Annotated in this window: 19 protein-coding genes and 1 other RNA gene; 8 read left to right on the forward strand and 12 right to left on the reverse strand. The window is 36.7% G+C overall.

The features are described from left to right. Positions 1–99 precede the first annotated feature (99 nt). Complete coding sequence (locus ABVM49_RS00485) at positions 100–474, forward strand: hypothetical protein (protein WP_035327979.1); 375 nt, start codon at positions 100–102, stop codon at positions 472–474. A gap of 5 nt (positions 475–479) precedes the next feature. Here ABVM49_RS00485 and ABVM49_RS00490 read toward each other — a convergent pair whose 3' ends face one another. The 9 genes from ABVM49_RS00490 to ABVM49_RS00530 all read right to left on the reverse strand — a co-directional run bounded on the left by ABVM49_RS00490 (position 480) and on the right by ABVM49_RS00530 (position 10145). Then, complete coding sequence (locus tag ABVM49_RS00490) at positions 480–1907, reverse strand: M20/M25/M40 family metallo-hydrolase (RefSeq protein ID WP_405202587.1); 1428 nt, start codon at positions 1905–1907, stop codon at positions 480–482. Then, on the reverse strand, positions 1900–2778 hold the full coding sequence (locus ABVM49_RS00495; RefSeq protein WP_405202588.1) for a PPK2 family polyphosphate kinase: 879 nt from the start codon (positions 2776–2778) through the stop codon (positions 1900–1902). The genes ABVM49_RS00490 and ABVM49_RS00495 overlap by 8 nt, the downstream gene beginning before the upstream one ends. Positions 2779–2786: 8 nt before the next feature. Continuing rightward, entirely contained in the window at positions 2787–3950 is a 1164-nt protein-coding gene (locus tag ABVM49_RS00500; protein ID WP_405202589.1) for a sigma-54-dependent transcriptional regulator, read from the reverse strand. Positions 3951–3952: 2 nt separating this feature from the next. After that, positions 3953–4849 (reverse strand): DUF6268 family outer membrane beta-barrel protein, encoded by an 897-nt coding sequence (locus ABVM49_RS00505; RefSeq protein ID WP_405202590.1) that lies wholly within the window; start codon positions 4847–4849, stop codon positions 3953–3955. Continuing rightward, positions 4842–5834 carry a mechanosensitive ion channel family protein gene (locus ABVM49_RS00510; RefSeq protein ID WP_405202591.1) on the reverse strand — a complete coding sequence of 331 codons (993 nt, stop codon included), beginning with the start codon at positions 5832–5834 and terminating at the stop codon, positions 4842–4844. Before ABVM49_RS00510 ends, ABVM49_RS00505 begins: the two co-directional genes overlap by 8 nt. Next, positions 5819–7123: an ABC transporter permease gene (locus ABVM49_RS00515; RefSeq protein WP_405202592.1), complete on the reverse strand. Its 1305-nt coding sequence runs from the start codon at positions 7121–7123 to the stop codon at positions 5819–5821. Before ABVM49_RS00515 ends, ABVM49_RS00510 begins: the two co-directional genes overlap by 16 nt. Further along, the gene (locus ABVM49_RS00520; RefSeq protein WP_375252494.1) at positions 7120–8058 is read right to left on the reverse strand and encodes an ABC transporter ATP-binding protein; all 939 of its coding nucleotides are present in this window, start codon (positions 8056–8058) and stop codon (positions 7120–7122) included. The genes ABVM49_RS00515 and ABVM49_RS00520 overlap by 4 nt, the downstream gene beginning before the upstream one ends. 300 nt (positions 8059–8358) lie before the next feature. Continuing rightward, complete coding sequence (gene dnaJ / locus ABVM49_RS00525) at positions 8359–9486, reverse strand: molecular chaperone DnaJ (RefSeq protein WP_375252493.1); 1128 nt, start codon at positions 9484–9486, stop codon at positions 8359–8361. 83 nt (positions 9487–9569) lie between these two features. Next, on the reverse strand, positions 9570–10145 hold the full coding sequence (locus ABVM49_RS00530; RefSeq protein ID WP_035327963.1) for a nucleotide exchange factor GrpE: 576 nt from the start codon (positions 10143–10145) through the stop codon (positions 9570–9572). Between the two features lie 245 nt (positions 10146–10390). Between ABVM49_RS00530 and ABVM49_RS00535 the strand changes: the two genes are divergently transcribed. Beyond that, complete coding sequence (locus ABVM49_RS00535; protein ID WP_375252492.1) at positions 10391–11056, forward strand: YceI family protein; 666 nt, start codon at positions 10391–10393, stop codon at positions 11054–11056. A 49-nt stretch (positions 11057–11105) separates the two neighbouring features. Here ABVM49_RS00535 and ABVM49_RS00540 read toward each other — a convergent pair whose 3' ends face one another. Both ABVM49_RS00540 and ABVM49_RS00545 read right to left on the reverse strand, forming a co-directional pair. Further along, a complete protein-coding gene (locus ABVM49_RS00540) occupies positions 11106–12026 on the reverse strand; it encodes a TIGR01777 family oxidoreductase (protein ID WP_405202593.1) in 921 nt (306 codons plus the stop codon). Positions 12027–12112: 86 nt separating this feature from the next. After that, positions 12113–13318 carry an NAD(P)-dependent oxidoreductase gene (locus ABVM49_RS00545; RefSeq protein ID WP_405202594.1) on the reverse strand — a complete coding sequence of 402 codons (1206 nt, stop codon included), beginning with the start codon at positions 13316–13318 and terminating at the stop codon, positions 12113–12115. Positions 13319–13491: 173 nt separating this feature from the next. On the opposite strand from ABVM49_RS00545, the gene ssrA reads away from it, so the two are divergent. Then, positions 13492–13891: a transfer-messenger RNA gene (ssrA, locus tag ABVM49_RS00550) on the forward strand. An 84-nt stretch (positions 13892–13975) separates the two neighbouring features. Here the strand turns inward: ssrA and ABVM49_RS00555 are convergent. Beyond that, positions 13976–17605, reverse strand: a complete 3630-nt coding sequence (locus ABVM49_RS00555; protein WP_405202595.1) for a PAS domain S-box protein — start codon at positions 17603–17605, stop codon at positions 13976–13978. Between the two features lie 372 nt (positions 17606–17977). Here ABVM49_RS00555 and ABVM49_RS00560 point away from each other — a divergent pair, with 372 nt between their 5' ends. The 5 genes from ABVM49_RS00560 to ABVM49_RS00580 all read left to right on the forward strand — a co-directional run bounded on the left by ABVM49_RS00560 (position 17978) and on the right by ABVM49_RS00580 (position 22914). Next, positions 17978–18574: a DUF6642 family protein gene (locus ABVM49_RS00560; protein WP_405202596.1), complete on the forward strand. Its 597-nt coding sequence runs from the start codon at positions 17978–17980 to the stop codon at positions 18572–18574. 234 nt (positions 18575–18808) lie between these two features. Beyond that, positions 18809–19423: a hypothetical protein gene (locus ABVM49_RS00565; RefSeq protein ID WP_405202597.1), complete on the forward strand. Its 615-nt coding sequence runs from the start codon at positions 18809–18811 to the stop codon at positions 19421–19423. A 48-nt stretch (positions 19424–19471) separates the two neighbouring features. Then, entirely contained in the window at positions 19472–19987 is a 516-nt protein-coding gene (locus ABVM49_RS00570) for a hypothetical protein (protein ID WP_405202598.1), read from the forward strand. A 798-nt stretch (positions 19988–20785) separates the two neighbouring features. Next, entirely contained in the window at positions 20786–21661 is an 876-nt protein-coding gene (locus ABVM49_RS00575; RefSeq protein WP_405202599.1) for an aldose 1-epimerase family protein, read from the forward strand. Positions 21662–21663: 2 nt separating this feature from the next. Further along, entirely contained in the window at positions 21664–22914 is a 1251-nt protein-coding gene (locus ABVM49_RS00580; RefSeq protein WP_405202600.1) for a cation:proton antiporter, read from the forward strand. The last annotated feature ends 18 nt before the right edge of the window (positions 22915–22932 follow it).

A 22932-nucleotide genomic window follows, 5' to 3' on the forward strand; every position in this document is an offset into this window, starting at 1 on the left:
TTCGCGAAAGCGCAAAAATACTTCATCCATAAACAAAGACCGAGTAGTTTAATAGCAAATTCTTATCTTAAGGCAGTAATCACATTGTACATCTCACCTATGCTCACTAACCCTATAGAAATAGACCTAGCTTTAAGAACACTTATTAAAGCACACGAAGACAAGCTACAACTCAGAAAAGACGACAGCGCAGGTCTTGAGGCGGCAGGAACTATACCCACAATGCAAGGCAAACAAAAAGTAGATGGTCATTACTTTGCAAGTGTGATACCTAAACCCAAAGACTGCAGACTTTACTTCTTCCCTATTTATACAGATGTTGCTGCTTTTACAGACCTAGACCCTGCGCTTAAGAAATGTCTTAAGGGCAAGAGTTGTTTTCATATAAAAAAAATGGACGCCTCGCTAGAAGCATCCATTAGTGATATGATAGATAAAGGGATTGCCATTTATCAAGAAAAAGGCATTATCTAAAACCCTTATTGCTTTATGGGTGCCTGTATTAATTTGGCAGGCTTTTGAATATAATTATCCATTAAGTACACTAGACTTGTCATAGTTGCTGCTCCTAGCTCTAGTTCTCGTTTATTTACCGCATCAAAAGTATCATTTGCCGCGTGGTGATGGTCAAAATAACGTTGCGAGTCTGGTCGTAAGCCAGCTAGTACAATGCCATCATTTGTAGCCTTAAGTGGACCAATATCCGCACCACTACCTCCTCTTGTAAAATCGTGTATGAGGTAAGGTTCAAAAAGTGATTTCCAGCTTAGTACTTCATTATAATTACGATCATCTGTATCAAATGAGAAACCTCTAGGTGTAAACCCACCTGAGTCACTCTCTAGGGCAAAGATATGTTGCTCACCTTTTGCCTTAGCTTCTTCTGCATATTTTCTACCGCCACGTAAACCGTTTTCTTCATTCATAAATAATACCACACGTATGCTATGCTTAGGCTTATATCCTACAGCCTTCATAAGTCGTAAGACTTCCATACTCTGTACAACTCCTGCACCATCATCGTGAGAGCCATCTCCTAGATCCCAAGAGTCTAGATGACCGCCTACAACCATATATTTATTAGGAAACTCACTCCCGGTTATCTCACCTATCACATTGTATGACTCAACTTCTCCCATATTTTTACAAGACATCTTGTAAAAGAATTTTAACTCTGGATTGAGCTTTAAAGATGTACTTAACAGGTTTGCCCCTTTTGTACTTATGGCAGCTGCAGGTATACGTTTTGAGGCAGGTAAATCTCCATAAGACATAGACCCCGTATGTGGGTAATCATCTATGCTGTGGGTAACAGATCTTACGATCACTCCCACTGCACCTAGCTTTGCAGCCTCCATAGCTCCTGCATATCGCTGGTCTACACAACCTCCATACGCTTGAAAGGTGCGTATAAGCTCATCATTCATAGGGCGATTATAAAAGACTATTTTGCCCTTTACATTTTCTTCCCCAAGCGCTTTGAGCTCTTCTATACCCATTACCTCTACTACGTTTGCTCTAAGTCCTACAGACTTAGTTGCCACAGATCCTCCTAGTGCACAAATAGGCACAGAGGTTATGCGTGCATTTTCTCCTTCTATATGTGCTCTTTCTGCCTCACCGCGTATCCATTTAGGTACCATTACTGGTTGTAACCATACTTTATCAAGGCCTGCTTTTTCAAGTTCGGCTTTTGTCCAGGCTACGGCTCTTTCGGCACCTAGACTTCCGCTTAGGCGAGAGCCTATATCATTAGAGAGGTGATCAAGCCACTGGTAGCTCTGCCCTTTTGTTAATGCTTCTGTATAGATGTTACGTACGGTGATTGAGTCGTTTTGCGCTTTCGCGAAAGCGGAAACCCCCACCACCAAAGCAACCGTAAAGATGTTTTTGAGTACTTTATTCATTTTCTAACTGTTCTTTGTATGCTGAAAGATTTGCTTTTGTTTTATCATCTAGTTCTGGCTCTTGTATATCTTCATATTGTGAGAGTGTCTCTAGTAGAATGCTTGCAACTGCTAGACGAGCAGCGGGTTTATTATCTGCTGGGATAACGTACCACGGTGCCTTGTCTGTAGAAGTACGATTTATAGCGTCTTCATAATAAGTTTGATAGCTGTCCCATAACTTGCGCTCTTTGAGGTCGCCGGCAGAAAATTTCCAATTTTTTTCCTTTTTTTCCAGACGACGTAGCAATCTATTTTTTTGTTCATCTTTTGATAAATGCATAAAGAACTTATAGATAAGTGTCCCGTTTTCTACAAGATGCTTTTCAAAGTTTTTGATCTGCTCAAAACGCTTATCCCAGAAAGCGTCATTTACATCTTCTACCGTGTGGACATCTGGTAGGTTTTCACCCAGAATATACTCGGGATGTACGCGCGTGACGAGTACATTTTCATAATGTGTGCGGTTGTGCACGCCAAATTTTCCTCTCTGAGGTAGGGCGATATAGTGACGCCACAGGTAATCGTGACCCAGCTCAAGATCTGTAGGTACTTTAAAGCTCTGTACCTCAACACCACGAGCATTAAAGTCTTTAAAGACTTCTCTTATAAGACTGTCCTTACCAGAGGTATCCATACCCTGCAAACATACGAGTACTGCATACTTATCGTGTGCGTACATTGTGTCTTGAAGTTTACCGAGCTGCTTGCGTACTTTTTTGAGTTTTTTCTCTAGTTCTTTTTCTTCTTGATCTTGAAAAAGCGTCGTGCTCTTATCTGAAAGTTTTACGGGCGCTGTTACCTTAAATGTGTTGTAATCCATATCACTCATACCATCTGTTATTTACTTGCAAATAGTTTTACATCTCCCTCTGTAACCTCTGGACCACTTAAGATAATAAGACGCTCAACCACGTTGCGTAATTCTCGTATATTACCTGTCCAGTCATAAGCTTTTAAAAGGTCTATGGCTTTGCTTGAAAACGTTTTAAGCGCGGTGCCCTGCTCTTGTGAGATCTTCTTTGCAAAATGTGCTATAAGGATAGGAATATCGTTACGACGGTCATTAAGTGCAGGTACTCTGATTAGTATAACCGCAAGCCTGTGATATAAATCTTCTCTAAAGTTTCCATCTGCAATTTCTTGCTTTAGGTTTTTATTAGTCGCTGCTACTACGCGCACGTCTACTTTAATGTCCTTATCACTACCTACTCGCTGCACTCTACTTTCTTGTAGTGCTCTTAGTACTTTGGCTTGTGCAGATAGGCTCATATCGCCTATCTCATCAAGAAAGATGGTACCTCCATTTGCTGCTTCAAATTTGCCTGCGCGATCCTTATTTGCACTTGTAAAAGCTCCTTTTACGTGACCAAAAAGTTCGCTTTCTATAAGCTCAGATGGTATTGCGGCACAATTTACCTCTACAAGTGGCCCCTTAGAACGCTCACTTTTTTCGTGTAGCCAGTGCGCCACAAGTTCTTTACCTGTTCCATTAGGTCCCGTAATGAGCACGCGGGCATCTGTAGGAGCCACCTTCTCAATCATCGCTTTAATCTGCCCTATTTCTTCACTCTCACCTACCATCTCGTACTTTTTGCTCACTTTCTTTTTGAGCTTTATATTTTCTACCACGAGCGTTTTGCGGTCTAGTGCGTTGCGCACGGTGTTAAGTAACCTATTAAGGTCTGGTGGTTTTGATATATAATCAAAAGCGCCTAGGCGCATTGTATTTACAGCCGTATCAAGATCACCGTGACCAGAGATCATTACCATAGGAACTTCTGGCTTGAGTTTACGGGCAGCCTCTAGTACCTCAACACCATCCATTTTTGGCATTTTAATATCACAAAGTACAAGGTCATAATCTTCTTCTCGAATTTTATTTATACCCTCTAGGCCATCTCCAGCTTCTTCTACCTGATAGTCCTTACTCTCTTCAGATAATATCTTGGTAAGAACGCGTCTTATCGCAGCCTCATCTTCTATAATTAAAATCTTTGCCATTATTATAATTTAAATTTTATTCCAGAACGACCATAAAAGGTGTTCTTATCATTTATTGTAAAAACGTCATTACGATCTCCATCACGTAGTCGTATGTCGTTTATGACAGTGTGTCCAGCATAAAAATAAAACACTAGGTGTTTTGTAAAGCAATATTCATACCCTAATCCAAAAAGGGCAACCGTCATAGAGATACTCTCTGCTGTTTCAAACTCCCCTTCTGGTATATTTACTTCTACATTATCTTGAATGTTTGCATAAAAACCATCTAGACTTAAAAAACTCTGAATGATATGCTCTCTGTTTTTACCAAAATAGCGTTTTATATTAGACTTAGGCACCCCTAAGGTAAACGACCAGTCTGGGTGAAACTCACGATAGTAATTTACAAAAGGTAATGGAAACGGTCTACCAGATTCTGTATCATATCTCCCACCTATAATAAGTCTCCACGGTTTATCAAGACCATCTTTAGTCTTATCATTAATAAAATATACGGCCCCAGTGTGTACAACATCACTGCTAGAAAAGGTTTCTGTACTAAAGTTTGAAGTAATTCTTGAACCTATCTTTGCACCTATACGCCATTTATCATTTAATTTTTGCGTGTAGCCTAGCGAAAAACTAAAAGATTGAAATCTATCCAGATCCTCACGGCTAAAAGGAGTAACATCTTCAAATTTTAAATTTACATTTCGGTACTCAAAACCTGGTACTAAGTAAACATCTTCTTTAAGTTTTACAGGTACATTTATGAAAGATCTAAACCTCCTAAAAGAATTATCTGAATCACTCTGTGGGAAATAGGTATACTCTACTCGTGCCAAATCTGTCAACTGTGCGCTCACTGTCCCTGTAAACAATAGTAAAGCAATAATAAATCTGGCAGTTTTACTCATTTATAGTATCATTTTTTGGAAGTGAATTATTCTCATCAGATTTCTCCTTTGGCACAAACACTGGTCTATCAGTATTAAAAAGATGTAAATCGCGCTGCGGGAATGGGATGGTAATTCCGCTTTCGCGAAAGCGGTCATCTATCGCATATCGTAAAGCACTTTTTATTCTAGGATCTACAAAGCTGTCCCTCACACAGAAATAGAGTCCAAAATCTAGCGAACTATCTCCAAAATTTTCAAAAAGCACAAAAGGTTTAGGATGCTTTAAAATATCTGGGTGCTCTGTTGCACACTCCAGTAATATCTTTTCTACCGCTCTGGTATCACTACCGTATGCAACACCTACTTTTACGTTTTCTCTAGTAGTTTTATGATTTTGGGTATAGTTATATACGGTGTCTGTAATAAACTTGTGATTAGGTATTATAATCACTTTATCATCTCTAGTAAGAGCTCTAGTGGTTCGCAGTTTTATTTCAAAAACTCTACCTACACGACCATCCATCTCAATAATATCACCTGCCGAAATTGATTTATCTACCATTATCAAAATCCCCCCTATTACATCTTGAAAGACTTCTTGTAAAGCAAGACCCAGACCTACAAATAAAGCTGCAGAGGCTGTGAGCAATACCGTTATATCAATACCAGAAGCACTCATCGTTGCAAGTACTACCACTATATAGGCAATGTATTTTATAAATTTAAAAACACTTACAAACTTGAGCTTGTCATCACCTTCCATTCTACGTGTCATTAAAACACGCACCCACTTAAGCACAATACTTGTGAGTATAAATGCAATGATAAGTACAATGAGATGCCCTACGGTAAAACCTATATGATTAGGTTCTTTACCTAGACTTATGAGTTCAAAGCTAAGCCACTCTTTTATTGTGCCCCAGATGTCTTCTTCTATAATATCTTTTACCTTATCTACCGCTTCTTCTTGTAGATAGAGAAGTATCGCTAGTATTTTAACCATTTTATTAAATCTTTATAAGTAGGTTTTTTTCCATACATAAGGATCCCTACTCGGTATATTTTTGATCCAAACCACACTGTAAAAATAAAGGTGGCTATAAGTAATGTTATGGATAATATAATTTGCCATAGTGGCACTTCAAAGGGTATGCGCATTAACATCACAATAGGTGATGTAAGCGGTATAATAGAAAATACTGTTGCTACCGTACCGTGAGGATTATCTATTACTGCAAAAAAGCCTACATATATAGCCAGCATAAGTGGCATAATAATAGGCAGCATAAACTGCTGTGTATCTGTCTCATTATCTACCGCTGCGCCTATAGCCGCATAAATAGAACTGTATAAAAAGTACCCGCCTATAAAATAAATAAAGAAGCCACCCACTAGCTGTAGCAAAGGTAATTTTTGAATCTCTTGCAGTAACTCTATCATCATATTAGGATCTTGAGCTATCTCTTGAGCTTGTGATGCTGCAGGATTTACAGAGGTTGTCGCAGATGGATCTACCCCAAAAACTGCTGTAAGAACCACCAGTAATACCCCACCTACTAGAACCCATATAGCAAACTGCGTGATGCCCGCCAGTGTTGTACCTAGTATTTTACCTAGCATAAGCTGGAAGGGCTTTACAGAAGAGATAATTACCTCTATAATTCTATTAGTCTTTTCCTCAATCACAGAACGCATTACCATATTACCATATATAATAATAAACATCATAAGAAGATACCCCGCAGCACCCCCAAAACCTGCTTTCACCCAGTTACTCATCTTTGAGCTAGACTCACCAGAGAAGTTTTCTATATTAATATCTATCGTGCTTTTTGCAGTCTCTAGTGCCGTGAGGTTTATACCTTGTGCAACTAAGTTTTGATCTGTAATTCTTTTTTCGATGCGCTTTTCTATATCTCCTATAAAGTCATATGAGGGCGTTTCATTACCATAAAATGTTACCGGATTTGTAGCCGTTTCTGGGTTTTTTGAGATATGAATGAGTCCATAATAAACATCATCTTTTGCAACTTCCTTACCAGCATCAAGCCCTTGATCACTAAGGTTTACATAGCTTGTCTTATCTGTATTAAAAAATACAGTTTCAAATTGTCCAGACTCATCAACCACTACAATTGTGCGTTTATCTTCACTATTGAGCTGCGTTAAATAAGAGATAAGCAATATCATACCTACCAAAATAAGCGGACTCAAAAAAGTCATTATCAAGAATGACTTATTTCTTACTCGTGCGATATACTCTCGCTTTATTATTAAAGAAAGGATGCTCATTTGTTCTGACTAACGGTTTGAATAAAAATATCGTTTACACTCGGGATCACTTCTACAAAGTGTGTTACTTGTCCATACGTTTGTAAGGTGCTTAATAGTTCGTTTGGACTACCATTATCACCCATTTCAACTCGCAATTTATGCTCATTACCTAAGCTCTTAAACTGTGCAGGAGTAACTTTAAAAGAAGATGCTAGTTGTTGTTGCGCTTTCGCGAAAGCGGTCTCATCTACCACCTGCACCCCTATATCAAACGTATTGTTTTGATATGCTCTCTTTATAGTGTTAATCTCACCATCCAAAATCTTGTTTGACTTATTTATGAGTGCAATATGATCACACAGTTCCTCAACAGACTCCATACGGTGTGTGCTAAAGATGACTGTGGCACCCTCATCTCTAAGTTGTAAAATCTCGTCTTTAATAAGGTTTGCATTTATAGGATCAAAACCACTGAATGGCTCGTCAAAAATGAGCAATTTAGGCTGGTGCATTACGGTTACCACAAACTGTATTTTTTGAGCTTGACCCTTAGAAAGTTCTTGTATTTTTTTTCCCCACCAGTCGCCTATCTCAAGTTTTTCAAACCAGTGCTTTGCTCTTGTTTTTGCTTCGGCCTTAGACATCCCCTTAAGCTGTGCGAGATAGAGTACTTGCTCTCCTACCTTCATAGATTTATACAAACCACGCTCTTCTGGCATATAGCCTATATCACGTATATGATGTTGTTGTAAAGGTTCTCCTCCTAAGGTCACACTACCAGTATCTGGCATTGTAATCTGGTTTATGATACGTATAAGTGTCGTTTTACCAGCTCCGTTGGGACCTAAAAGTCCAAAAATACTCCCCTCTGGTACGGTAATAGACACATCGTTAAGTGCAGTAAAGTCTCCAAACTTTTTTGAAACCGTATCTGCTACAAGTAGTGAATTCATATAAAGACGTTAATCAAGCTAAGATAGGGATATGACCTGAGTGACGTATACGTGTTGTGTATATTTTAGGAAAATTATAAACCCGCAGATGTGAGAATAATTAAACAACGCTCACCTATGCGTAATTACTTAATTACAAAACGTCTTAAAAGCAAAACCCACCCTAGGCGTAAGCTCAGGATGGGAAAAAAAATTGCTATGAAAAAGAAAAATAACGTCAAACATTGTTTAACGTTATTCAAATATAACTTTTTTTTATGAACCCAATTAATTTGGTTTCATAAAATTTGAAAACAGCTATTAAGAGAACATATCTTTTACCTTCTCAAAGAATGATTTATCACCTGTTTCTGGATTTGGTGAGAAGTTATCATCGGTAGCCATTTTTTCAAAAAACTGCTTTTGTTCTTTATTAAGAGTTTTAGGTGTCCACACATTTACGTGTACAAGTAAATCTCCTTTACCATATCCATTTATAGAAGGGATACCTTTACCTCGTAAACGTAATATCTTACCACTCTGTACACCCTCTTCTATTTTGATACGCACTTTACCAGTTACAGTATCTATCTCTTTTGATGTACCAAGTACGGCCTCACTTATACTTATATAAAGGTCATAGTGTAAATTATCTCCTTCTCTCTGTAAAAAGTCGTGATCTTTTTCTTCTATTGCTACTAGTAGATCTCCAGCGATTCCATTACCTGGAGCCTCATTACCTTTACCCGTCACTTTGAGCTGCATACCATCTACTACTCCAGCTGGTATTTTGATACTTACTGTTTCCTCATCTACAATAAGTCCTTGAGCATCTGCTCCAGCAGGACGCTTGTCTATCATCTGTCCTGATCCACCACAAGTAGTACAAGGTGCACTAGTTTGCATACGACCTAAGATCGTATTCTGGATCTTGGTGACTTGTCCAGCACCATTACAAGTTGTACAGGTTTTATATGATACGCCAGCCGCTTGCTTCTTACGCTTTACCTTGATTTTTTTCTCTACGCCGTTTGCTATTTCTTCTAGTGTGAGCTTCACTCGTATACGAAGGTTACTTCCTTTCACACGACGCTGACCGCCGCCAAAGCCTCCACCAAAACCAGAGAAACCACCTCCGCCACCGCCAAAAGCGCCGCCAAAGATATCTCCAAACTGGCTAAAAATATCATCCATATTCATACCGCCACCGCCGAAGCCGCCACCGCCTTCAAAGGCTTGATGACCATATTGATCATAGCGAGCACGTTTTTGCTCATCACTTAATACCTCATAAGCCTCTGCCGCTTTCTTAAAGTTTGCCTCTGCAGTTTCATCACCTGGATTTTTATCAGGGTGATACTGTACCGCCTTCTTACGGTATGCTTTCTTTATCTCTGCTGCAGTAGCTCCTTTAGAGATACCTAATATGTCGTAAAAATCTTCTTTCATAATAAAAACTCAGTAAGACTGAGCACTCTTAAATCATTAAGGACGGTAGATGCTCATCTACACTTTTCCTTGTACTACTTATATTACTGTCCTGTAACTACCTTGGGAAACCGGATGATTTTATCTCCAAGTTTATACCCCTTCTCTATCACATCTACAATTTTACCCTTGAGCTTCTTGCTAGGTGCAGGTATTTGGGTAATAGCCTCGTGCTGATCTGCATCAAAAGCATCTCCAGCCTTTACTTCCATTTCTTCAAGCCCTTTAGACTTAAGTGTCTCCTTAAATTTATTGCTTATAAGGGTCATACCTTTTACGTGTACATCATCCTTATCTCCTTTAAACTCATTAAGCGCTCTATCAAAATCATCTACCACGGGTAATAAAGCTTGTATTACCTCTTGACCTGCAGTTTTATACAATTCAATACGTTCTTTTGTAGTGCGACGCTTATAGTTTTCAAACTCTGCAAATAAGCGTAAAAACTTATCTTTCTCGGCAGCAAGATCATCTTGAGCAACTTCTAGCTCAGTACGCTCATCTTTAGGAGCCGCGTCTTCGGCTTCTTTAGTCTCATTTGCCTGCTCTGCCTCGTTTACAAGCTGCTCTTGAGCAGCCTCGTCTACGGTAGTATCTTGTTTTTTATCTTCTGTTGCCATAGTGGTCTTAAATCAATTTTTTACTGAAATGGCAAAAGTACTGCCAATTGCTGTAAAATGTCAAAATGTCATTGCTTTTTTAGTACTATAAAAACAGCCTAAGTCAATCCACCTTCCCTCTTTAAAAATGCTCATTTCCAACTTTACCAAAAACTTATTTACATTAATATGATGTATTTATGAAATTATTAAGAAGACGACTATTAATAAATGTTAATTTTGCAGTTCACTAAATATATATCAAAATGAAAAAACAAGTTTTAAATACTCTTGCAGTAATTGCTCTTATAGCAGGAACTGTGTCTTGTAAAGGAGACAAAACAAACGAAACTGAGGCTACCGAAGCTAAAGAAGTTGCAACTGTAGCAGATGCTATGAAATTTACTGTAGACACTAGTGCGTCTACTATAGACTGGGTAGGTAGCAAGCCAACAGAAAATCACACGGGTACTATAAACATCGAGAGTGGTGTTGTAAAAGTGGCTGGAGACAAAATTACAGGTACCTTCTTAATAGATATGACTAGTATTACAGTTACAGATCTAGAAGGTGATGGTAAAGCATCTTTAGAAGGACACCTTAAAGGACAAGCTGAGGGTAAAGAAGATCACTTCTTTAATGTGGCAAAATATCCTACAGCAGCTTTTGAAGTAACTGGAGTTACAGAAAAAGAAGGAAAGAAAATGATGCAAGGTAACCTTACAATAAGAGATCAAAAGAAGAACATTGAGTTCCCTGTAACTTATAGCGTAGATGGAGCAAATATGACACTTACAAGTGAGCCATTTACAATAGACCGTACAAACTGGGGAGTAAATTATGGGTCAAAATCTATCTTTGATAACTTAGGAGATAAGTTTATCTCTGATGATATCCAGCTTACTGTAAAACTTCAAGCGACTAAAGCATAAGTTTAGATAAGCTATATAATTAAAAAGCCACTCTATCGAGTGGCTTTTTTTATGCGAGCAAGTCTGCTACTGCACTATCTATATCACTGTATTTAAATTTATAACCGTCTTCTTGTATTTTAAGGGCACTTACCTTCTGGCTTTCCAAAACCACCGCAGCCATATCGCCCAGCATAAGCTTAAGGGCAAACGCAGGTACTTTAGGAAGTATAAGTGGTTTACCTAACTCATCTGCCACCACTTCTGTAAACTTTTTATTGGTTACTGGTGAGGGTGCAACACCGTTATAAACGCCAGATAATTTGTTTTCATAAATGTGATAATATATACCAGCCATATCATCTATATGTATCCACGATTGCCATTGTTTACCAGTACCTAACGGCGCACCTACTCCATAAGAAATAGGCTTCATAAGCTTAGGTAATGCACCTGCCTCTTTATCAAGTATTACCCCTGTGCGTACTCTAGAGGTCATAACATCTATTTTTTGAAACTCCAGTGCAGCTGTCTCCCATTGTTCCACCACCTGACCCAAAAAGCCAGAAGCATATTCAGGATAAGACTCATCATATAGTTTTGTAAAAGAAGATGGGTACCCTCCTATAGCACTTGCAGTAATAAAATGCTTTACGGTAACAATCTCGCCATTTTTACGCTTTCGCGAAAGCGTACTATAAAGTAACCTTGTAGTTACAACCCGGCTTTCAAAGATAGCTTTCCTATTTTCTACAGACCAGCGCTGGGCAATCGTAGCTCCAGCAAGATGAAAAATAGTATCTACACCTTCAAAACAGGCATCATCAATCTCATCTGTTTTTGTATTCCAGTAAAATCCTTTGTAATTATTTTTTGATTGTATTTTATCTTTTGATGTTGTTAGATAGTTAACATCAATTCCATTCTTGTGACATAATTCTGTTAGGGCTGTCCCCACTAATCCCGTGGCACCTGTAATTAAAACCTTCATGTAATTCTTTTGATTGAACGTACAAAGATACAAAGGGAGACCCTAAAGACATTAATTATTGTAAGAAAATTAGGACGTTATTAACATTATTCCCTACCATCTACATAATCTTGAAGGTAAGCGTAGCGTGGGGTAAGCTTACCATCTTGCGTCATACGAGCACGCTCAAGTATACCATTTTTATCATCATTAAAAAATGCTGGAATGACGTGTTCTAAAAATAATTCTCCAAAACCTTCACTCGCATCCTTAGGCAACTCACAAGGAAGATTATCTACTGCCATAACAGCTATCACACCCTCATTCTTATAGTTATCTTCTTTCTCAGTATGTGGGTTGTATCCATAAAAAGGCTCAGCAATGGTAGATGGTCTTATGGTACTTGCAACTGGCCCATCTATATCACAAGATATATCTGCAACTAGGTTGATTTTAAAATCTGGGTGTTTTGCATCTTCTCGTGTAAACAAGTAAGGAGCGCCATCTCCATAAAAGTGGCCCGCTATAAAATAATCTGTAACCTTTGCATATTTCATAAAATCACTTTCATATCCAGAAGGATCTTTATAAAACTCTGCTCTACTGCCCAGCTGGCCATCTTTTCTTTTATTGTATTCTAGTACATCTATGAGGCAATATACTGGCTCTGTAAATTCTTGAATTAGGTACTCTTGGTCTGTTACTTCTCTTATTTTAAGGTGGTCCAGTATTTCCTTTGCACCTCTGGCTACTTTACCACTACCAGAAAGACAAATTTTTATTGCCGGTACATTAATTTTATCCAGTTCTTCTTTTACAGCATCAAGATCTGCTAGACTCTCTACTTTGGGAAGTTCAAATAAGTCATCTCGTTGCCCTAGTAGTCTAAAACCATTATATGCGCCTACGAGACCTGCATAACGGCCAAAACCTATGAGACGTGCTCCGTCTTCTCTAGTAATTACCTCGTGATCATACATCTCAATATTTTTATCAAGAATAGCCTTGAGCAACTTGCGGTTATAAGGCTGCTTTTTTATGGTGTGACTAAAAAAGAAATACTTTTTACCTGATATCAAAGCATCAAGGGGCACTTCCTTCACTCCTATCATTACATCTGCATCTGTTACATCCTCTTGTACATCAAAACCATTTATAGTGTATGCCATATCTGGAAAAACGCGTATGTCTGACTCTTCTACTACAAAACTTGCATCTTCAAACTGCTCTCGTGCTTCGGCTAGTTTTTCTGGTGAGAAAACAACTCTTCTGTCTGGCGGATTCTTACGTTCTGTGATGATGGCAAATTTCATAATGTGTGTGAAGTTTTGGCAGGCTATATTGTTGGTATAGCTTTTGCATTTTATTAAGAGCAAATATAAGGTTTAGTGCTATATTTGCTATTCCGCTTTCGCGAAAGCGTACAAGAGAACTTATAAAGTTTACAGCTTATGAGTTAAGGAGTACGTGTGAGAGTGATACTACTGGGGTCGACTGGTTTTGACAGCGAGATCAATGGTATTGTAAGCGTGTCGAGCGCTGGAAAATAGCTCGTAAATCTCATATTTCAACTTTTTTAAACGGCGAGAATAACTACGCCCTAGCTGCATAATCTGAATTATAGTAAGATTACGCCTCGGTCTACAAGGTAGACAAGCAGGAAGTCACTCGAGAGCCTTGGTTTACGGCAATCGATATAGTGACTTCGTAAAAGTAAACCTATCTCTTGTAGGGCTTTGATGCGAGAGAGAAACTTGATTGAAGATAAGGGGTGCGTTGGTAGTCACTGACCGGCAATCTCACGAAAATCTAAACAGTGACTACACACGTAGAAAGCAGTAACATTGCTTGTTTGGACGAGGGTTCGAATCCCTCCGACTCCACAATTAAACCCCATAAACACTAGTGTTTACGGGGTTTTTTATTTTTGGGTGACAAATAATACGTTGACAATTTATGACGCTATGAGTTTATGTTGCTATTTGTAAGTGCTTGTTTATTGTGCTTATGAGTTGCGAAGTAGAAATAGGTTTTGATACATAGTCAGTAAAGCCAGCATTGAGCATTTTTTCTTTATCACCAGACATAGCGAGACCGGTCTGGGCAATTACTTTTATTTCTTTATTTGTTTTCCTTATTTCTACTAGAGCATCGTTACCATCCATCTCTGGCATATTTATATCCATTAATACGAGATCAAGTGAGGGGTTTTCATTAACAATTTTTACGGCCTCCTTTCCATTAACAGCCCTTATAACAGTACAGTTATAATTAGAAAGACAAGCCTTTATATAAAGAAAGCTCAAATTATCATCTTCGGCTACTAAAATTGTAAAATCACCATTTTCTAAAGTTGTTTCACTAGGATCATTTACAATAGTAACCTTATCTGCTACTTTTTTGTAAGGAATTGTAAAATAAAATATTGATCCTTCACCTGTTTTTGATTCTATCCATACAGATCCATTCAAAATTTTAATTAGACCTTTTACAATAGACAAACCTAACCCTACACCTAGATTATGAGTTTGTTCTCTCTTACCCTGCCTAAATCGGTCAAAGATGTTTTTTTGTTCTTCTTCATCTATTCCTATTCCAGAATCTTTAACATAGAATTGTAGTATTTCTTCTTTTAAAGTGTAGCCAAATTCTATAGAGCCCTCCTTTGTAAATTTTATTGCGTTTTCTAGTAGATTAGATATTATTTGAACGAGTTTATTTTCATCAGTTTCTATAGCGCTGTCTGTATCTGATAGCGCCTTCTTAACTTCAAGTTTAATATTTGTACCTTCTAGTTTTAATTGATATTTTGAATATAAATCATCAATAAGGGTATTGAGATTAAGGTGAGAATTTTCAATATTTATGATGTTAGACTCTATCTTAGAGATATCAACAATGTTAGAGATAAAGCTCAAAAGACGGTGTCCTTCTTTTTCTAAAAGTTCTAGATAAATATCCTTTTTTTCTTCAGATATGTTTTTTCTCCTTAGTAATTCTGAAAAGCCTAAAATACCATTCATTGGGGTGCGCATCTCGTGGCTTAAATTTGCAAGAAAAGCAGACTTTAACCTATCACTCTCTTCGGCTTTCTCTTTGGCGCGTATAAGTTCACAAGATAATTTCTTTTGCTCGGTTATATCTTGATTAGTTCCCGCAAGGTTTATTACTTTTCCATCCTCCCCCATCACAGGCTGACATATTGCTCTTATAGTTTTTTGTGGACGATTAGGAATACAAATTCTATACACTATATTATATGGCTCTCCTATAGTTATTGCTTTATCTAAAGCATTTTTAAGAAGCTCCAGATCATCTGGATGTACTCTCTCCAGTACGCTTTCATAATCTGGTAATTTCTTACCAAAGTCAAAACCCCATATATTATACATTTCTTTAGACCATTCCATCTTCATACCAGATGGTCTCACTAGCCAACTACCGATTTTTGCGAGGGCTTGAGCATCACTGAGATCACTTTCCGTTTTATCTAATAATAATTTGGCTTTAAGTTTATCCTTTTCATTTTGTCGCTGTTCTGTTATATCAATAAAAACCGTAACTATCTCTGTAATTTCTCCTACATCATTAAGTACGGGGAAACCATTAAGAGTTGTCCATTTTATCTCTTTATCATTATCACCTAGAAGCCCGATAATTTGATTATTTATAGACTCTTTAGTCCTTGCTATTCTATTTACGGGATATTCTGATAATGCCAGTGGTGACTTATCTAAATTAATAAGTTTAGGATTGACATAACGAAGCGCCATTTCTTGCATATCTTCTTGGTCTATACTCAATATTTCTGAAGCCCTATCATTGCATTGTACTATTGAAGTATCTGGGGCGTGTACCACAACGCCAGCTTCTAGGTTTTGCATTAAAATTCTAAAACGTCGTTCGTTTGCCTCGGCACGTTCCTTTGCCTCTTTTATTATGGTTTCTGTCTTAAAACGCTCTGTAATATCGTGTATAACACCTACTATAAAAACTTCACCTTCATTATCTATAAAGCGTGTCTTTCTAGTAGAAATTCTTTGTGTCTCTCCACCTCGTATAGTAATAGACTCTTCATTTATACTCTCTATACCATCGCGTATAAGCTTTCTGTCAATCTCTAAAAAAGCATCCCTTTCCTCTTTTGTTACGTCTTCTGCAAGAGTTTTACCTATAATATCTAATCTATCAAAACCAAAAAGCTTGCAAAATGCATCATTAACTACAAGGAGTCTACTTTGATCATCTTTTACAAAAACAGGGTCACCTATATTATCAATGATATTATTAAAATGGTTTTTACTTTTCTCAGCTTCTTCCTTTGCTCTTATAAGTTCTTGATCTAAGAGTTTTTGTTCGGTAATATCTTGACCTGTTCCTTTTAAGCTTACTACGGTTCCATCAAGACCCATTACTGGCTCACATATGCCTCTCACTACTTTTTGTGTTCCATCTGGAAGACATACTTTATGCTCAATATCATAAGGAATTGCAGAGTCTATAGCTCTTTGTACAGAAACATTCCATAACTCTATATCTTCAGGGTGTAGGCGTTCAATAAGTTGATCATAATGAGGAGCTCCTTGGGCAGGATCAAAACCCCAGATAGAAAACATAGCATTAGACCATTCTATTTTTTGTGTGGAGATATCAAATAACCAGCTACCTACTTTTGCAAGAGTTTGTGCTGCATTTAAGTCATTTTCTATATTCTTAATATCAGTAACATCTTGTGTTACTCCAAAAACTTTTCCGTTTTCAACTTCTATCGCTAGAATATTTAAATGTCTTATCTCACTATTAGATCTTAAAATACTAAATTTAAAAGGCTTCATACCTTTACCTTTATAAAGCCCTCTAATGATATCATTTACTTTTTCTCTATCTTCCTTTACAATAAATTGCCCCACATTCAGGCTTGTAAGCTCCATCTCTCCTCTCTTCAGTCCAAAAATATTAAGCATTTCATCAGACCAGTAAACAGCACCGGTTTTCCAATCCCACTCCCAGCTGCCTATTTTTCCAATTTTTTGAGCCTGTTGTAAATTTAATATCGATTTTTTCTTGGCATACTCTGCCTCCTTAAGCGCACTGATGTCTTGTATAGTAACTGGAACCGTTTTTTGCTCAAATAAATTTTGCGGTAGGTTAAGAGATATCATAGCCGCAAACTCATCTCCTTTGAGCGTTTTGTAATTTACTTCTGATGAAAATGATTTCTCATTGTTCCAAATAGCAACTATAAGATTTACAAACACTTTAGTCGCTCCTTCGCCAAATGTGCTTTGTATATTATCTAAAAAATCTTGTTTACTACTTGCTTTAAAAAGCTTTAAAGTAGCCTCATTAACACTATTAATCTTCAAGCTTTGTAATAATAAGAACAACGTATCGGGATTTTCCTTTAAGTACTCCCTTATATCAGAAATTTTATGTGTTCTTAATCTTTCTATTTCTTTATACACCAAGGTAAAATCTTCATTCCATATAGATATGGTAGAATTATCAAAGAGTGTCTTATAACTCTGTTCTCTCTCAGATTTTAAAACCGCTATCTCCCTTTCTAATTCTTGGTACGTAGGTTTCTTATCTAACGTCATACTTTTTATAGCTTTAGCCATATCATTCTCCTCATTTACAAAGTTAACAGTCTTATTTACTGAACTTTAAAATAAAACTATCAAAAATTTATTATATCGTGGTCACAAATTTTAAAAAGATTGATACCGCTTTCGCGAAAGCGTACATAAACTCATTAAAATCATCTTAACGCTGTTTTTTTATAAGGTATAAGACAAAACACTACAATAAAAAGCTCCTTAAAGACTAGATCAAATGTATTCTTGATAATTTCGTAAGGTAAACGGGAGGCTTTTAGAAACTAATGGAAAGGTTTTATATTATTTTTACAATTCAGAAAATAAATTGGTTAAGCTATTATCTAGCTTAACCAATTAACTGCACATTGTGTTATGAATGAGCCCCTATCGCATCTTACACCTTATACCGAGGCAGAAAAATTTGTTTACTGCCTTGAGGCAGTGCCAGATGTAGAGCTAGAAGCCACGACAGTTGTTTTAAAAACCCTAGAAGATATTGCCTTAACACAAGGAATTACTAGTATTTACAAAAGTTGCGACACTATAGAAGGACTAGAAGATAGCCTAAATACGCTCATTTATGATGACCATAATTTTAAGGATTATGAAATTATATATCTCATAATGTCTGGCCAGCCCAATAATATTATGCTCAATGATTACTATTATAGCATTGAGGAGATAGCCGAAATTTTTGAGGGGAAGATGACCGGTAAAATCATTCATTTTTCAAACAGAAAAGCTCTAGATCTTACTGATGAAGAGTCACAATACTTTTTAGATGTAACTGGAGCAAGAGCCATATCTGGCTATGGATCAAGGAATAAAGACATCTTAAGTTATAATACTATAGACAGGGTGTTTATTACTATGTTTCAAGAAAATGATGACTTTAAAGAAGTTGTAGAACAGATGTTTCAAAAACATTACAAACTCTGTAAGCTACTAGACTTTAGACTATACTATTAATGCAAATAATTAAAATCTAGTAGTTTAAGAGATCGCTTTCGCGAAAATTCTCTTGAAATTAATAAATCTCGTTTAAAAAATTCCTACAATTTAACCTCTCAAAATCAACTTCGCATTTTTGCCTTTAAAATTCAGCTGAAAAGCTAATTTTTCGAATATGCACACTTTATTACAAGGATTAAATATTTTGAGTATTTTCGGCTTCTTAATTCAAAATCATCAATCAAAACTATTATGAAAACTTCTTTAAAAATTACATTTTCACTTTTAATTCTATTTTTCACCAAAGCTCATTCTCAGGAAGACTATACTATTGAGATCAATGGAGAGTCATTTGAAATTTCTCTTGACAAAGAATTCCAATTTCAAACCAAAGATGGTGTAAAAAATATTCTTCTTAAACAGAAAGATACTTTAACCTACAATGATGAAATGTTTAGTTTCAATTTTTTTAAAGAATATAAAGTTGGTAAAACTAAAATTGAACAAGGTATTGAACAATTAATGCTTATGACTCCTGAGGGTGATGGATTTTTAATTCAAAAATATTCTACTATAAATCCAGAAAATTTGAAGGAACTTATGTTAGGTGAAGTTACTAAAGAGAGTATAAACTATGGGTTTGAAATGGAACGCCGTGAGTATAACCATAAACTAACTTCAGGGGAAGATTTAAATGTAATACAAGCCTATCTTACATACAATGACGAAGTTAATATATATGAAATAGCAAGTGTAGGCAAAAAAGATTCTGGTCTATTAATTATGGCTATGAGAATGAATGACACTAAGAACTCAATAGGAGAAAAACTAATAAACCTTATCTGGAACTCTTTAGAAATAAAATAAGCATTTATTCTTTGTTGAAATTAAAGTTGTAAAAAAATTAAACCACTTATGGCAAAACGCAAAACTCCATTTTCATTAAAAGTACGTTCAATACATAGATATCTTGGTTTCTTTCTAGCCGGTATTATGGCTGTCTATGCCATAAGTGGGATTGTAATGGTCTATAGAAATACAGATTTTTTAAAACACGAAGTGATTACAGAAAAGCAAATGGAGCCTAGGCTTACCTCTAGCGAGTTGAGTTCAAAATTGCGAAAAAATCCAAAAGTGACTAAGGCTGAGGGAACTGTTTTCTATTTTAAAGGAGGATCATATAATCAAGAAACCGGTATTGTAACCACTCGCAAGATGGAACTTCCTTATATACTTGATAAGATGGAGCACCTCCATAAAGCAACGACTAACAGCCCCGTATACTTCTTAAATATTTTCTTTGGAGCTTCTTTACTCTTTTTTGTAATCTCTGCATTCTGGATGTACACGCCTAAAATGCCTATTTTTAAAAAAGGGATGCTCTTTGCAATAGGTGGATTTATACTCACTATTATATTACTGTTTATATAGTGTCCAAAAAAATAATCTAAAAAAATTGACTTTTTTACCCCAAAAAAAGGAAATCCGTAAAATACCTAACAGAAAATCTAGTATTCTTGCCACGGTTTAGATTATTAGGGGTATTTAAACCAATTTATTTGCAAAAGGTATCCGTCGCTGGGTACCTTTTTTTGTTTAATACATAAACAAAGTAGCGTCTACGCTAGATAACTTACGGTAGCTTCTAGTACATTTATCATATTGTAATTAATCTACTTTTACCATCTAAGGTCATCAATATGCATAGCTACTTATAAATTGCAATATCTTGTGTAGTTTATCTATTACAAACAACCTTTTATCTAATCCCTAGCTGTGCATCTGGGTTTACCCTTAAAAATCAAGTAGATACCTACATTTGCCATTACAAAGAACAGACACCCACTGTCAGCATAAAGATTTTTGTAAGGAAAAAAGAACATAGACGCTCTAAGTAATAAACTTTTCAGTTTTTATTTGAATTAGACCAGAAGAGACTCTATAAAAAAGCATTAATGCCCCTTTTTTCAATGTGATTGAGTATTGATTTGTTAGACGTACTAAGCGTAATCATATTGACCCAAAAGGCTACTTACCCTCAAGTAGCCTTTTTTTTATTTTCACTCTTGATATTGTAATAAGAACTTGCAACAAAGCACATTGAGTTTTTTAATTATGAGATGGTTATAAGAGAAGACCATTTTCGCGAAAGCGTAGTTATCATAAACAGGGTATGCAACTTGCCATAAATTATACTACCTTTAAGTACAGACCACAACAACCCTATATATGCTGCATACTATTACAAACGAGCACCTCACCTGCTCCATCCTTGCAAAAGGTGCTGAGATACGATCACTCACAAATAATAAAACTGGACAAGAATACATCTGGCAAATCAATCCAGAAGTTTGGAGAAGCAGTTCGCCACCTTTATTTCCCGCTATAGGCACCATAAAAGAAGGTACCATCATTTATAAAGAAACCGCCTACCCTATGACAAAACACGGCATAGCTCGTGATAATGACCATTTTATTTACAAACAGTTAAGCCCCTCATCGTGCTCTTTTACCTTGAGTCATAATGAAGATACACTGGTTTTGTACCCTTTTAAATTTTCATTTACAATAACATACATACTAGAAGATAACCGCTTACTTATGGCTTACGAGGTGGTAAATCTAGACACCGTCCCTATGTACTTTACCTTTGGCGGTCACACGGCATATGCGTGTCCCGTAAGTGATAAAAAAGAACTTTCAGATTATGTAATAGAGTTTCCAGAGGCACAAAACCTATCGTCACTTACACTAGACAATACTGGGCTACTTACCTCAGTGACACGTGATATAAATACAGATGGGGCTCTACTCTCACTGTCTAAATCATTGTTTAATAAGGATGCACTCATTTTTTCTGATATAGATTATAATTGGGTACGCTTACGCGAAAAGTCAAAAACCAAGGGTATAATTGTACGATTTACTGGTTACCAAAATCTTGCACTTTGGGCACAACCCGGAGCAGACTATGTATGTATTGAACCTTGGCTAGGTCTTCCTGATGCAGAAAATGAATCTCTAGATATCACAAAAAAGAGCACATACACAAAATTAGAGCCTCAAAAACAACTAAGCCGTACCATTGAAACAATAGTCGAATAGTGATGGCAGTTATAGAAATATCGTCATACTTTCCAGCTCTTGCCTATACCGGTTTTGCCATCTCCCTAATGGCCTTTATACCTGTTTATTCAAAAAAGCTTAAAATAACTTACATCATTCCTTTACTTCTTCTTGGGGTGTGTTTATACTACCTAGGCGCCCCACTGCCTTGGCCAGACCCACTGTGGAAACTAGAATTTGGAAAAATAGTAAGTGAGGTAATCGTTATCATAAGTTTAATGACCGCCGGGCTCAAAATAGGCACAAGTTATAAATGGAGTGACTGGAAAAAACCATTATCCCTTATCGCCATAACAATGCCGCTCTTTATGATTGCTGTGTTTCTTATTGCGTACTACCTACTAGACCTCAACGGACCGGTATCCCTACTACTTGCCGCTGTAATAGCTCCTACAGATCCCGTTCTAGCAAGTGAACTACAACTAGAAGAGCGACAAAATTTTAAGGAGCGCAATACAGGCTTAAGATATACACTCACGGCAGAGGCTGGTATTAATGATGGGTTTGCTTTTCCATTTGTTTTTTTAGCGATTTTGTGGAGTAATGCGGCTAGTTTTTCAGAAATAGACTGGCTACATTTTACTGGGTACTATTTCTTTTTTAAAATTATAGGTGGTGTCCTCATTGGGGCTCTTATAGGCTATATATACAGCTGGGTTGTACAATACCATAGTAAAGAAAACCGTCGTTATATTTTAGATGGCTTTATTGCGGTCGCTCTCACCTTTTTCTCGTACGGTATTGCAGAGGTACTAGACACTTATGGATTCTTAAGTGTATTTGCCACCGGAGTATTTATGCAGTTTCATTGTGGTAAAAACTCAGATGATAATATAAACACCACGATGCTTCACTTTGCTGAGGAGACAGAAAAGCTACTAGTTGCCTTGTGGACTATCTTTTTTGGTGGAGCTGTTGTTTCTGGTATTTTATCATATACAGATGTTTGGGGTGTTTTTGCAAGTCTTCTTTTTGTTCTTATTTTAAGACCCATTTTTGGATATCTGGCGATGCTAACTACAGATTTTTCAAAATCAAAAAAATGGGCGATAAGCTTTTTTGGTATACGAGGCATAGGTAGTTTCTTTTACTTAAGCTATGCTCTTATGAAAGGAAATTTTACCGCCTATGATGAACTTTTTGGCATTGTGAGCTATGTTATACTATTTAGTATACTCATACACGGTTTTACTAGTTTACACGTCATAGATTATTTTAAAAGAACTCAATAATGTTTCTAGTGATATTCT

Source organism: Dokdonia sp. LLG6352-1, assembly GCF_045055815.1.
GTDB lineage: Bacteria > Bacteroidota > Bacteroidia > Flavobacteriales > Flavobacteriaceae > Dokdonia > Dokdonia donghaensis.